Origin of the sequence: Spirochaeta isovalerica (assembly GCF_014207565.1) — a bacterium.
GTDB classification, from domain to species: domain Bacteria; phylum Spirochaetota; class Spirochaetia; order DSM-2461; family DSM-2461; genus Spirochaeta_F; species Spirochaeta_F isovalerica.
On the sequence record NZ_JACHGJ010000008.1, the window covers coordinates 116,138 to 129,926 of the forward strand.

The following is a 13,789-nucleotide window of genomic DNA, read 5'->3' on the forward strand; positions in this document are numbered from 1 at the left end:
TTTACAAATATGTTATATAGTTAATTATATATACTATATGTAAAAATAGAAATACAATGAATTACATTGGAGTCGATATGATTTTTTCATGGACCTTTTTTATCGATATCGGGATTATATCCCTTGCTCTGCTGACTGCCACCTGGCTGAGAAGCAAAATTGTTTTTTTTCAGAAATTCCTTATCCCCAATTCCATTATCGCCGGTTTTTTACTGCTTCCCCTCTATAATTTTGTTCTGCCCGGTTTGGGAATTTCCTCTATGGGACTGGGAGAATTAGCCTATCATATGCTCAGCATTTCCTTCATTGCCATAACTTTGCGAACCAACAAATGGAAAAACAGAAAAAGAGGGAAAAACATTTACGCCACCTCCGTAGTTATCATCAGCCAGATGATTCTGCAGGTCATTATCGGCATCGGCGTTACTCTGGTTTTCATTTACACTGTGCGCCCCGAACTTTTTCATTCTTTCGGGTACCTTCTGCCGCTGGGATTTGCCCAGGGACCGGGACAGGCCTACGCCATAGGCGAGAGCTGGAAGAACTTCGGCATACAGGATGCCGGATCCATTGGACTGACCTTTGCCGCCATAGGATTTATCTTCTGCAGCATCGGAGGCATCTACCTCATCAATTACGGTGTAAAAAAAGGATGGATTACACAGGAACAACTCGATCAGCTGAAAAAGGACCGTTCCCGTACGGGTATCTATAAAACAGAAAGCGAGAAACCTGTTGGAGCCTACCTCTCCACCCAGTCGGAAGCCATCGATTCCATGACGCTCCATGTCGGACTGGTTTTCTTCACCTATCTGTTTACTTTCCTCATGCTCAAACTGATCGGTTTCCTTCTTTCTTTCGCCGGGCCTCTTGGTATGGAACTGGCGGAAAATTTCTGGGGCATAAGCTTCGTTTTTGCGGCGCTTAGCGGCATCATCGTAAAAAACCTTCTGAAACTGTTAAAACTCCAGTACATTGTAGACAACCACAGCATGCACCGTATTTCCGGAGTGTCTATCGATGTCATGGTAACCAGCGCCATCGCTGCCATCTCCCTTGTTATCGTTATGAACTACTGGTTCCCCATACTCGTAGCAGTCCTGCTCGGCGGTGCGGTCACGATTATAACGACCCCCTGGATGTGCTCCCGCATGTTTACCGATTACCCGTTTATCCGCATGATTCTTCTCTTCGGTGTGTCGACGGGAACGCTCTCCACCGGCCTGGCACTTCTCAGAGTTGTCGATCCGGATTTTGAAACTCCTGTCGCGGAAGATTACAGCTATGCCTCGGGTCTGACGTTCTTTATGTTCATACCCTTTATTCTGACGATTAATTTTCCCTCCAAGGCGTTTCAGACAGGCGATCCCAAATGGATGTATATGTCCTTCGCGGTAATCGCCGCCTATGTTCTGTTTATGCTGGTATCCATTTTCCTCATTTCCGGCCGAAAACTCTTAAAGGGCAAACGGACCATGTGGAATACATTGCTGATTCAGAAATAAGAATCTCAGCCGTTGAGAACTCTGTCTATCATATGGCTTAATTCATCAATCCTGTAGGGCTTCTGGATAAATCCATTGAGGCCCAGGGATACCAGATCTTCATAGGATTCTTTGCTGACAAAACCGGATACCAGTATTATTTTCAGATTCCTGTCGATTTTGCGAAGTATTTTAAATGTGTCCCGGCCGTTCATTTCCGGCATAATCATATCGGTGAGAACAAGCCTGATTTCATTTTTATTTTTTATGAATATTTCGATGGCTTCCCTTCCGTTCTCCGCCAGCAGGACATCATAACCGAGATCGGTCAGCAAATCATGGCCGATGTTTCTGTTAAACTCATCATCATCGATAAGAAGAATCAAACCGGAGCCTTTGATCGTCCCTCTGCTGTTATCACCGCCGGACACCCTTTGCCGGCTGCAGGGAAGTATGAGGTGGAATGACGTTCCCTCCCCTTCCTGACTGTACACGGAGATTTCTCCATGATGTTCCTGAATTGTTCCATAAACGGAAGAAAGCCCCAGCCCGGTTCCTTTACCGCGCTTTTTGGTTGTAAAAAAAGGCTCAAATATCTTTTTCTGGATTCTCAAGGGGATTCCCGTACCGGTATCAACGACTTCCAGTCGGATATATTCACCGGGAGACAGTTCAAAGGCGCTGTTCCTGCAATACCTATCATCCAGTTGAACATTCGCAGTGATAATTGTGATGGATCCCCCGTCGGGCATGGCGTGTCCCGCATTGATGCAAAGATTCATGAGACTGTTTTCCAGTGATGAATAATCGGCTTCGACAAGAAAGTTACCAGCCTCTTTCTCCACATTTATGGCCACTTTTTTATCTATGGTCCTCTTGAGAATCGAGACGGCTTCATCAATCAGTTCGTGTAAATTCACAGTGTGGAAATCGACTTTCCCTTTTCGGGAGAAAGTCAGCAGCTTGGCTGTCAGATCGGCGGCCCGCACAGCCGCCTGGAGGATCATATTGACGTATTTCTCTCCTTTCTCATCCAGGGAAACAGATGAATCGCTCAGGAGTTGCGCCGCTCCGATAATGCCGCTCAATGTATTATTAAAATCATGAGCCATTCCCCCTGCCAGCTGTCCCAGAGCATCCATCTTACCCTGATGCTGAAGCTGCTCTTCAAGATCTTTACGCTTTTCTTCCTCTTCCAGTCTCCTGGAAATGTCTTCTTTCACACTGACATAATGAGAAATGGCCCCGCCTGCATCAAAAACAGGGGCTATGACAGCATCTTCCCAGTACAGTTCTCCATTTCTCTTCCTGTTGTGAAATATTCCTTTCCAGGTATTCCCGGAACTGATTGTCCCCCACATTTCCTTATACTGTTCTTCCGAAGTTTCTCCGGACTTGAGAATCTTCGGGTTCTTTCCAAGAAGCTCATCCTCTCCATACCCGGTTATATTGCAGAATTTTCTGTTTACGTAGACGATCCGGCCGGCTTTATCGGTAATGACGATGGAAACAGGACTCTGCTCCAGAGCCGTTTCAAGATTGCGCAATCTCTTTTCACGTTCCTCCAGAGCCGTTTCCGTCCGTTTTTTGACAATGGTGTCCCAGGCCAGATCGGCCAGATCGTTGACAGTCTTCAAATCATCCTCATTGTAGAGCTCTTCCTTATTTCCGACCCCCAGAATGGCCACGATTTTCTTATTGCGGAAGACAGGCACCACAAGTTCCCTGAGCACAGGAGCATGTCCTTCGGGCAGTCCTTTTCGTCCCGCGACAGTCTGGTAATCATTATGGATAACAGGCTTTCTTTCGCGGACACATTCGACCCAGATTCCCGCATCGTCTATGGCATAGTGCCTTTCAGGTCCTTTTTTACCGATTTTGCACATTGTCTGCAGCGTATTGGTGGACCATGTCTGTAGAGTCACATTTTTCTGATCTCTGTCTACAAAATGGAAAAATCCCATGCGGCTGCCTGTAAGAGCCTCCGCTTCGTCGAGAAAGTATCGAAGCAGTTCTTCCAGAGTATGCCTACCGGCAAAATCGTTAAACTTCCATCTTGCCTGCTCCATTTTCTCTTCTTTGACCCTTTCCGTAATATTTTCAACGACGAGAAGGACCCGTTCGACACTTTCATCTTTTGTAAATAGAGGAACCGTCTTGTATTGGAAGTACTGTCCTTTACGGCTCAATTCGAAATGTTTCTGTTTTCCGAGAAAAGCATCATTGATTCTGGCAATGATTTCATCTTTCATTTCACCGAACAGTTCCTCCAGAGTGTCATATCCCTCAGTTGCCTCCCTGTTACGCGTAGAGAAACTGATTGTTAAGTTTTTCTCTACAATCAGCAAATAGGATTCGGGATAATTTTTCGCCATGGTCATGAGGATAAACTCGTTCTGCCTACGCCTTTCCTCTTCATTTTCCAGCATGCTGTAGAAGAGATTCTGTGGCTTTAAAATTCCCGTAACCAGAATGGCTTTGTAAAAAAAGATAAAAGAGAACAGTTTGAATGCATGACCTATAAAATTGAATATCCCGTATGCGCTGACATAAAATGTGAATGACAGTTCGGAAAGAATACTCAGAGTCATCATGATGATAATCATTTTATAGACTTCCCGGTTCATCATCTTCTTATGGCGAATAGCAAAAAAGATCGCCAGCAGGAATATAAATGAGATTAGATACTCGCTGTAGACTTTGAAAGGAGTCAGCCCGACCCCTTCGATAAAACAGACCGGAAATATCTGCCAGTAAAAGAGAACCAGCATAAGAAAAAGCGATGTGAAAAAGAGGAATACGAAAATATTATGAGCTTTCGTCATCTTTCCTGCAAAAATGAATGCGGCCAGAAAAGCAAGGCTCTCCATATACCGGCTGACAATCCAAAGCTGCGTTGCCAGATTTCCATTTAACTGTTCAACAATGATATTCATTCCCGTATAGGAAAGTGTGTGCAGCAAATCAAAAAAACCGATAAATAATGAAGCGGTTCCGATAATTATGACAAAAGGCGAATGGATATAACTCCTGGCATTCCAGACAAGAAAAAAAACGCTGCCGGCGACAATAATCGAAAAAAGTTCCACGAGACTGTGAAAGAGAAGATAGTTTATTTGCGAAGAAACAAAAAGCGCTATCAGAAGGAAAAGCACCAATAAGATGTAATGAGACCGGATCAGCTTCATTATAATGTCTCTATAATGATACATACAGTCCTTGCAGAATATATAATTTATTTTTGTACTTTATAAATTATGTCGAACCGTCCGGTCTTTGCAAACTATTTCATGATTTGGAATGTAAAAACATTTCTTTTGCACACTTCGATGCAGCGGCCGCAGAGAATGCAGTTGGCATCGTTCAATTTTCCTTTTTTTCCATATGATTCGACGGGTAGACTCATAGGACAGACTGAAGAACAACGGCCGCAGGAAACACACTTTTCCGGATCTGTCTTAATTTTCAATGAAGGAATTCTGAAAATTTCCCCTGTTTTCTTTCCCAGCACCATGAAGGGAGCCATCCAGCAGATTGTATGGCAGGCAGCCCTCCTTCCGAAAATCATGGACATCAGATAAAAAACGAGAATGACGATTCCATAAATAACTGCATCGGCAAAACGGGTAAGAGATACTCCGTATTCCGTCTGATAGAAAAAATCCGCCCCCTGTATCCCTCCGGCTCTGCGGAAAAGAAAAAGGACAAGCAAGAGCCATGGAATCCAAACCAGGTATTTAATCCAGGAAATAGACCTGACTTTAACAGCTTTTGTTCTGCTTTGCCCCGCTATATCCTGAATAACCCCGGCCGGACAAATCCATGAACAGAAAAGCCGGCCCGTTACAAGAGAAGAAAGGAAAAGAAAGAGAAATAAGATCAGGCTGCCGGCAATAAGGCCTTCCGATGCCCCCTGCATAGGCAGAACCGGCGAGAAATAATAAAAAGTCAGGGGAAAGAGAATAAGGGACAATAAAGAAACCGCATTACGTATCTTCCGGTACATTTTGATAACCTCCGTTTCTCCTATCTTCAGCCGTAACAGACAAAGATAAAATAGAGGAAACCACTCAAATCGCCCTCTGGGTGTTTTCCCCTACCCCTTTTCCCAGCTGTGCAGCATATGGATAAGCTGCCCGCGTGCTGAAACATCCGTTTTCCGGTAAATGTTGTAGAGGTGGTTTTCCACTGTTTTGACAGAAATGCATAACTGATCGGCAATCTCCCTGTTACTTAATCCTTCCAGAAGTTTGTTAACCAGTTCCGTTTCTCTTTCTGAAATATTATAAGTCTGCCGGAAGCGGTCGGTGACTCCCGATTCATCCGCCAGAGGGTCTCTGTTGAGAAAAGAACCGGCAAAAAGAAAACTGCCCGCATTGATAGTCATAAGATAGACGGGCAGACTGAAATTATCGAGAAAAGAGAGGGATTGTATGGGGATTGAAGTTATCATCATATCCAATACGAGCAGCGGCACAAAAGCTGCCGAGGCGATAATAAAAAACAGAATCGATTTTTTCAGGAGCCTATCCCGGATCGTTCTTCTCCTCAATCCGGCGACGATCAGCCAGAACACAATCGTTATAACCAGCATGGCACCCATAAGGGGAAGAAAACGGGTAAAGCCGGGCAGAAGATAGGAGATGACAATACCGGCAATAAACAGACTGTTCCAGAGCCAGACAAGTTTCCAGGCCGATGGCGGGAGAGAGAGATTAATCAGCGCCGCCATGAAATAGGGGAGCACGATAATATTGATGGTGCTTCCCGCTGACTGCAAAAGGAGAAGAAAAGGCTCAACTGACTCCCGGGACAAACCGGGGATCCGGATCAGCGCGCTGGACCAGAACCCTGTAGAAATAAGAAAAAGAGACAGGATAAAAAGCAGCATAAACCTGACGATCCGCGTCCTGAACTGCATATAGACTATCGAAACGGCACCGAGCGAAAAAGCCCCGGATAAAATGGAAATGGTCGCCAGCACAAAAGAACTCACATTCATATCCATCATCATACGCACGAACCGGGCATCTATCAATCTCAAATATGCCGGGGAAAAGAGACCGGAGCCCTTATCGGCTGTCGATTGGACGCTTGAAATACCTGAGTCACCGCAGGCTTCTGCATATGGTGAAAAAAAAGCCCCCGATTTCGGGGGCTGAAGATCAGCTCTGGTAGCCGGCTTCCATAATCTTGATATTGATCGGGTTGTGCTTCTTGTTTCTCGCCGAGATAGCTTCATCGAGCGCCTCTTTCAAAGCGTCCATGGAAGCGATTTCCGGTTTGACTTTAAGAAGATAGCCCAATGCCGCCATATTGGCAGCTCTCAGCGAACCGGCCGCTTCGGATATATCATTGGCATTGACGCTCTCCACTTTGATGTCAGACCGCGAGGGCTTGTCCTGGATAAGAGAGCTGTTGTAAAGCATCATTCCGCCTTCCGCCATTTTCGGCTCGAACTTGTGCATGGACGGAGTGTTGAGAGCGATAACGATAGTGGGATGCTCAATGACGGGAGAGGATATCTCCTCATCGGATATTATCACCTTGCAATGAGCTGTTCCCCCGCGCATTTCCGCCCCGTAGGAGGGAATATGGGACACGTGTTTTCCCTCTCTCATTGCCGCTATGCAGAGCAGCTTGCCCGCGAGGAGAACGCCCTGACCGCCGAATCCCGAAATGATTATTTCTTCATGCATCAGATTTTCTCCTTTTCTTCGCGGAATACTCCGAGGGGATAATAGGGAACCATAGCGCTTTCCACCCATTGGGCGGCTTTAACCGGAGCTACGCCCCAGTTGGTAGGACAGGTAGAGAGGATTTCCACAAAGGAATACCCTTTTCCTTCCATCTGATTCTGCAGTGCTTTTTTGATCGCCTTTTTTGTCTTTCTTATATTCTTGACGTCGTGAATAGAAGTCCTCTCGATGTAGACCGGAGCGACAAGAGTGTTCATCATCTCACAGGCCCTGATGGGGTACCCCACATCCTCAACGTCGCGGCCGTAAGGAGTGGTTTTCGTTATCTGCTCAGACATGGTAGTCGGAGCCATCTGGCCGCCGGTCATACCGTAAATGGCATTGTTGACGAAAATGACTGATATGTTTTCCCCTCTGTTGGCCGCGTGGATGGTTTCGCCCGTACCGATCGCCAGCAGGTCGCCGTCTCCCTGATAGGAAATGACGATTTTATCGGGATGTACCCGTTTGACTCCCGTAGCGACAGCGGGCGCTCTACCGTGAGCCGCTTCGATGCCATCGGCATTGATATAGTCATAAATAAGCACCGAACATCCTACCGGAGCGACGACAATGGCCTCTTCCCGGATACCGAGCTCATCCATAACCTCTGCGAGAAGCTTGTGAATAATCCCGTGTCCGCATCCCGGACAGTAGTGGGTTTTCTTTTCTTTTAACGATTCTGGTCTGGTATATATTAATTCTTCCGTCATTTTATCACCCGTAGCTCTTTACTATTTTAACAATTTCATTCGCTTCGGGCAGAGCTCCGCCCAGTTTACCGAGGAAATCCACTTCGGTGACACCGTTTACAGCGATATTGACATCTTCCAGCATCTGTCCGGCGCTCATTTCCACCGTAAGGACTTTTTTCACTTTTTTCGAAAGTTCATGCAGTTCCTTCATGGGGAAAGGCCAGAGTGTAATCGGCCGGAACAGTCCGACTTTTACACCTTCCCTGCGCAGCATTTTTACAGCTTTCCGCGCAATACGGGAGGACGTTCCATAGGAGACGATCAGGTAATCGGCGTCATCGGTCATAAAAGACTCGGACTGAGTCGCTTCGCCTTCCACTTTTTTATAGAGTTCCTGAAGATGGATATTGTGTTTTTCCAGATAATCTTCCGGCGTCAGGCGGAGAGACATAACCTTGTTGGGCTCTCTCCCTTTGGCGCCTGAAACAGCCCAGGGCTTGGGAACCGGTTTAATATCCGGTTCGGGAAGGATGACCGGTTCGGACATCTGACCCAGATAACCGTCTCCCAGAATCATGACAACCATTCTGTACTTATCTGCCAGATCGAAGGCCTGAACTGTGAGGTCCGCGATTTCCTGAACGTTACCGGGAGCCAGTACGATGGTTCTGTAATCCCCGTTACCGCCTCCTCTCGTCGCCTGGAAATAATCGGCCTGGGAACCGGCGATACCGCCGAGACCGGGACCGCCTCTCATCATATTGACCACAACGCAGGGCAGTTCCGCGCCGGCCAGATAGGAGATTCCCTCCTGTTTCAAAGACATACCCGGCGATGATGATGAGGTCATAACCCGGGCTCCGGCTCCGGAAGCACCGAAAACCATATTAATAGCGGCGACTTCGCTCTCCGCCTGAAGAAAACAACCGCCTCTCCGGGGCATTTCCTTGGACATATAAGCCGGAATTTCATTCTGCGGAGTTATGGGATATCCGAAGTAATGGGTGCATCCGGCCCGGATGGCCGCTTCCGCCAGAACTTCGTTCCCTTTCATTAGAACTGATTTACTCATGCTTTGGCCGCCTCCTCTTTGATTTTATATATCTGTATAGCTGAATCGGGGCACTGGACGGCGCACATGGAGCACCCTGTGCATTTTGACAGGTCGATACAATAGGAATAGCTATTCCCCTGATTGTTGGTTTCGATGGACATTTCGAGAATTTTCTGCGGACAGGCAGCTGTACATAAACCGCAGCCCTTACATCTCTCGATATCAATCTCTGGTCTACCTCTAGCCATTTTTATCTCCCTTATGTTTTTCTATGTGATCATTGTACCACATAAATCGGAGCAACCGGTAGCTTTTTTTTCGAAAAGAGTATTTTGCGATAATTATTTCAACATTATTCTTAGTTGTCTATCGAATGCGTTGGCGAAAGCCTGCTTCTCTTTCGGTCCGAAAGCACTGTGTCTCTCCACGCCTCCGCCGTATTCCCGGAGCTCATACATAAAGTTTCTGACGGAAAGACGTTCCTTGATATTTTCTCTCGTATAGAGCACGCCGCGGTCATTGAGAACAGCTATATCCTTTTCTACGAGCTGGTCGGCCAGCGGAATGTCGCGGGTTATGACTAGATCGTCCCCTCTCACATTGTCGACGATGTAGAGATCGGCGCTCTGGTCCTTCGATTCGGTGACAACCATGGAGAAAAGTTCGTTCTCCTCCATGGGGATTGGTCTGTTGGCTGTATATATCAGCGGAATGGATTCCCTTTTCGCCGCCCGTTCCACAATCTCTCTGACAGGGCGGGGACAGGAGTCGGCATCGACCCAGACCCTCATAAAGCGCCATCCTCCGGAACGGAAGCTCTGAAGATGAGGGCATCTCCTTCTACCATCCACGATGGAGCTCCCGCGGGAATGAACAGAGACTCCCCTTTCTCCGCATGCAGGATTTCTCCATCGGCTGAAGTAAAATCGGCTGAGCCTTCTGTCAGAAATAAAATCTGCACTGACCCTATGGAAGCCGTATCATAGGAGGCCCCTCCTCTTCGGAGAGAAAGTCTCGCAAGTTCGAACTCCTTTGAAGGTGTCCTGTAAATTTCTGTAAGGGGATCAGTGGCCCGGGCCTGAAGGATTTCCGGCTCGGAGCCGTTGAAATTGACAATGTTTCCCAGTTCCTCGCGGTCGATGTATTTCGGCGTCAGCCCTCCGCGCAGAACGTTGTCGGAACTGGCCATGAGTTCCATTCCCAGACCGTCCAGATAGGCGTGCAGTTCTCCGGCCGATAGATAAAGGGCCTGTCCGGGCTCCAGCTTCAGGAGATTCAGATATAATGGGGCGGCAATGGCGGCATCGTCACTGTATTTTTCATAAAGGCGGAGAACCCATTGGTACTCATCGCCCTGTATTCCCGCAGCGGCTCCGGTCAGCTCTCGAATGAATCTGTCCTTTTTTTCACCCTCCAGCGACATGAGGGCGTTGAAAAAAGTTTCCAGTCCTTCGGAGGTGAGGTTCGATCTGAATGCCGCTGTCTCTCTGCGGAAGGAAGGAATATCCAGAGCTTCGAAGCGATCCGCAATATCCTGAAAAGGCCTGAATCCTCTCATGGCCCAGAACTCCGTCAGGGCGCAGATAATTTCCGGTTTATGATTGTCATCCTTGTAATTTCTATTGAAGGCATCGATGGCTATACCCAGGCTGTTTTCCCTGGCGAATCCCTTTTCGGCCTGTTTCTTATTTGGATGAACCTGTATGGAAAGCGGACTGCCGGCGGCAAGGACTTTGAATAAAAAAGGCAGGTTTCCGTATTTTTCAGCAAGTTTTCCGCCGAGAACGGCTACTTTATTCTCCCTTATGTATTGATCGAGAGGGATCTCTTTATTTCCCTGCTCAATCCGGGAAGGCGCTTTGCCATGAGCTCCCATCCATAATTCGGCTTTAGGCTTTTTTTCGGGATTATCTATCCCCAGGAGTCCGGGAATGGCGTCGGGAGAACCCCAGGCGTATTCCTGGATGACATTCTTCATTTTGAAGAGTTTGATTTCTTTCATATTTAAAGTTTAATTGAAAGAGCTCTTTCAGACAACTGGTCTTTCGGAAGCCATAAAGCGGACGAAAAGGTCAAAGAGAATAATGTCGAGCTTTTTGTTGTTATCCACAAACTCGGTTCTGATAAACTTCAGAGCCTCTCCCGTTCTCATATGGCGCTTATATGTCCGGACAGGATCGGTTACGGCATCATAGACATCGACGATTTCAAGAAATTTCACCGGAAGATAAGCCAGCGATTCAAAACGGTTCAAATCATCAAGATCATAGGATATACAGGAATTGTGGCGATGATTGCAGTTATCTAGCTGCATGAGCGCTTTCAGTTCCCTGTAATATCCGTATCCGCTCTCATGACCGTAATACTCGTGATGAAATCCCGCGATTGCAGCGATTTTGCGTGAGTAAACGCTCTTCTGCAGCAACATGCGGAAACCTGTTTTGGCATGAGCTTCGACTTTGCGGCTGTCATATCCTTCCGCTCCTTCAAAGTAGTTGATATAGCGCTGTTTGCCGATATCGTGGAGAAGGAATCCCGCTGAATACACTTTCAGTTCTTTTTCGCTGACAGGCCTGATGCCGCCCTTGAATATATGTTCGAGCGTCAGATCCTGTTCCGGAATCCCGGGTAGCAGGGAAGCATACCACTTGCGGTAGAGTCCGAAATCGGCCCTGAGACGGGAAGCCAATCCCTTTTCGTTCATCTGTCTGTTAAAAAAGAGGATAAACCGGTGCGCCATGACAAAAGTCCTCACCATATGGCGGACAGTTGATCCGTTCGATTTATCCATAAGGGAGTGCATATAGGTATAGCGTTCATCCTCTTCCGAAAGAACATCACTTAAGGCATCGACAATTTTCTCCGTCATGCGGGCGACTTCTTCAGAAGCCAATCTGGCGTCACGGTCGCTGAGCCCTGAAACTTCTTCAAGCGTGACTTTGTTGACCAGCCAGGAATAATAGGACGCTTCAACCAGAACATCGCGCTTTTCCTGATCGGAGAAATGACGCGATTCTATGAGCCTGTTGATTTTTTCGAGGGTTTCCCGCAAGGCGTTTATCCGCTCTCCCGGAGGGATTTCCCGGAGCAGAGAGTACTCTCCGGACAATTCCTTCTCGATGGATTCCTCATGGCGGGTCAACCGTTTTTCCAGTTCCAGATCGACTGCTTTAAGACCATCGTTAATGTGATCTATCAAGGAAGAATCGACGAAATAGCTCCATTCGGAACTTTCGCGGAGCCAGAATTCCCTGTCGTTTTCATAGAGAGCTCTCAGCGGTATGGTTCTTCTCTTCCCCCGGGCTTTATTCACACAGAGAAGAGAACAATTCACACGGAGAAGTTCCTGAAAAACCCGCTCGTCGAGTTTCCGTACTTTCTCCATGGAGACAGTGCTATTATTCATAGGTAAAGCGTATATCCTGTATTTTGATGAACTGATTTTATAATCGACTGTTGTTGGAATTAAATTAGCTTATCCGCTATTATAAGGATTGAAAAGAGGTGAAACTTGGAAAAAATAGATGATGCGGTTCAAAGGCTGGGAGATTTTTTTTACGATGACAGACTTTCCGAACTATACGGCACGGCCAATGTGGGAACACAGAGGCAGCGCTATATAAATCTGCTCAATTGGCATAAAGCCTTTTTCAATGTGGAAAAAGCCATGATTCTGAGCAGCCCCGGGCGGACTGAGCTGGGAGGAAACCAGACGGACCACAATGGCGGGATTGTTCTGGCCGCAGCTGTAAATGTGGATTCCGTTGCTGTGGTAACCAAAACCGATGACACCGTCGTTACAGTGAATTCGGAAAATTTCCCCCTTTTTAAAGTTGATCTGACAGACCTGGAAAAGAGAGAAGACGAGTCGGGAAAGACAGAAGCCCTCATTCGCGGAGTTGCCGCATCCCTGGCCAGGAAGGGCTATAGGATCGGAGGATTCAAAGCCTCCATCGTTTCGGACGTCCTTCCGGGTTCGGGTCTGAGCTCATCGGCCAGTATCGAGATCCTGCTCGGAACGATTTTCAACAGTCTCTACAACGATAACGCTGTGTCCATTACCGAACTGGCCCTTTTCGGAAAAGAAGCGGAGAACCATTACTTCGGCAAGCACTGCGGATTGATGGACCCCCTCGCCTGCGGTACCGGCGGGATAATCGCAATGGATTTCCGGGAAGGGGAAACGCCGCAGATAACGCCCATAGACCTGTACTTTGATGATTTCGAATATGAGCTTTTCATCATTCATACGGGAGGCAGTTACAGCCGCCTGGATGAAGATTTCAACTCCATTCCGGCTGAAATGAAAGAAGCGGCATCGGTCCTGGGAAAGAATATATGCCGGGAAACCACCGAAGTGGATCTTCTGGCGGAAATGCCCGCCATAAGGGAAAAGTTCGGAGACAGGACTTTTCTCAGGGCCATTCATTTCTTCAGAGAAAACAGAAGAGTAAAGGAAATGATAGATTGCCTTCTCCACAATGACTTCGAAACTTACCTGAAACTGGTCAGCCGTTCGGGCAACTCCTCTTTCAAATACCTGCAGAACTGTTATTCCGCAAAAGATGTGAAAAAACAGGGGATTCCCGTCGGCCTGGCTATTTGTGAAGGATTTCTCGACGGACATGGCGTCTGCCGCGTTCACGGCGGAGGATTCGCCGGTACCATTCAGGCTTATGTCCCCCGGGACAGAGCTGAAGATTTCCAGCTTTTCATGGGTTCGATTTTCGGAGAGGATTCGGTCAGGATGCTGAAAATCCGGGAAGCCTCAGCCGGTCCGGTTCTATTGACTTAAACACTTAAAAATTGATATGAATT

General features: G+C 47.2%; 13 protein-coding genes. 3 read left to right on the forward strand and 10 right to left on the reverse strand.

The genetic code is table 11. The annotated features are described in order from the left end of the window. Positions 1–56 precede the first annotated feature (56 nt). The gene (locus HNR50_RS17615; RefSeq protein ID WP_246434070.1) at positions 57–1,505 is read left to right on the forward strand and encodes a sodium/glutamate symporter; all 1,449 of its coding nucleotides are present in this window, start codon (positions 57–59) and stop codon (positions 1,503–1,505) included. 5 nt (positions 1,506–1,510) lie between these two features. On the opposite strand, the gene HNR50_RS17620 is transcribed toward HNR50_RS17615, so the two are convergent. The 3 genes from HNR50_RS17620 to HNR50_RS22795 form a co-directional block, all read right to left on the reverse strand. Next, positions 1,511–4,696 (reverse strand): MASE3 domain-containing protein, encoded by a 3,186-nt coding sequence (locus tag HNR50_RS17620; protein WP_184748112.1) that lies wholly within the window; start codon positions 4,694–4,696, stop codon positions 1,511–1,513. Between the two features lie 71 nt (positions 4,697–4,767). Continuing rightward, a complete protein-coding gene (locus tag HNR50_RS17625; RefSeq protein ID WP_184748113.1) occupies positions 4,768–5,490 on the reverse strand; it encodes a 4Fe-4S binding protein in 723 nt (240 codons plus the stop codon). A 90-nt stretch (positions 5,491–5,580) separates the two neighbouring features. After that, positions 5,581–6,480, reverse strand: coding sequence for a LuxR C-terminal-related transcriptional regulator (locus tag HNR50_RS22795; protein WP_184748114.1), 900 nt, complete (start codon positions 6,478–6,480; stop codon positions 5,581–5,583). Here HNR50_RS22795 and HNR50_RS17635 point away from each other — a divergent pair. After that, entirely contained in the window at positions 6,455–6,646 is a 192-nt protein-coding gene (locus HNR50_RS17635; protein ID WP_184748115.1) for a hypothetical protein, read from the forward strand. The two genes, HNR50_RS22795 and HNR50_RS17635, sit on opposite strands and share 26 nt — an antisense overlap. A gap of 3 nt (positions 6,647–6,649) precedes the next feature. Here HNR50_RS17635 and HNR50_RS17640 read toward each other — a convergent pair whose 3' ends face one another. The 7 genes from HNR50_RS17640 to HNR50_RS17670 form a co-directional block, all read right to left on the reverse strand. Continuing rightward, entirely contained in the window at positions 6,650–7,183 is a 534-nt protein-coding gene (locus tag HNR50_RS17640; RefSeq protein WP_184748116.1) for a 2-oxoacid:ferredoxin oxidoreductase subunit gamma family protein, read from the reverse strand. Continuing rightward, positions 7,183–7,935: a thiamine pyrophosphate-dependent enzyme gene (locus HNR50_RS17645; protein WP_184748117.1), complete on the reverse strand. Its 753-nt coding sequence runs from the start codon at positions 7,933–7,935 to the stop codon at positions 7,183–7,185. The genes HNR50_RS17640 and HNR50_RS17645 overlap by 1 nt, the downstream gene beginning before the upstream one ends. A 4-nt stretch (positions 7,936–7,939) precedes the next feature. Further along, on the reverse strand, positions 7,940–8,989 hold the full coding sequence (locus HNR50_RS17650) for a 3-methyl-2-oxobutanoate dehydrogenase subunit VorB (RefSeq protein ID WP_184748118.1): 1,050 nt from the start codon (positions 8,987–8,989) through the stop codon (positions 7,940–7,942). After that, positions 8,986–9,219 carry a 4Fe-4S dicluster domain-containing protein gene (locus HNR50_RS17655; RefSeq protein ID WP_184748119.1) on the reverse strand — a complete coding sequence of 78 codons (234 nt, stop codon included), beginning with the start codon at positions 9,217–9,219 and terminating at the stop codon, positions 8,986–8,988. Before HNR50_RS17655 ends, HNR50_RS17650 begins: the two co-directional genes overlap by 4 nt. Positions 9,220–9,312: 93 nt before the next feature. Continuing rightward, positions 9,313–9,762: a YaiI/YqxD family protein gene (locus HNR50_RS17660; RefSeq protein ID WP_184748120.1), complete on the reverse strand. Its 450-nt coding sequence runs from the start codon at positions 9,760–9,762 to the stop codon at positions 9,313–9,315. Further along, a complete protein-coding gene (manA, locus tag HNR50_RS17665; RefSeq protein WP_184748121.1) occupies positions 9,759–10,973 on the reverse strand; it encodes a mannose-6-phosphate isomerase, class I in 1,215 nt (404 codons plus the stop codon). Before manA ends, HNR50_RS17660 begins: the two co-directional genes overlap by 4 nt. A 27-nt stretch (positions 10,974–11,000) precedes the next feature. After that, entirely contained in the window at positions 11,001–12,377 is a 1,377-nt protein-coding gene (locus tag HNR50_RS17670) for an HD-GYP domain-containing protein (RefSeq protein WP_184748122.1), read from the reverse strand. Positions 12,378–12,482: 105 nt separating this feature from the next. Here HNR50_RS17670 and HNR50_RS17675 point away from each other — a divergent pair, with 105 nt between their 5' ends. Further along, the gene (locus HNR50_RS17675; protein ID WP_184748123.1) at positions 12,483–13,766 is read left to right on the forward strand and encodes a galactokinase; all 1,284 of its coding nucleotides are present in this window, start codon (positions 12,483–12,485) and stop codon (positions 13,764–13,766) included. The last annotated feature ends 23 nt before the right edge of the window (positions 13,767–13,789 follow it).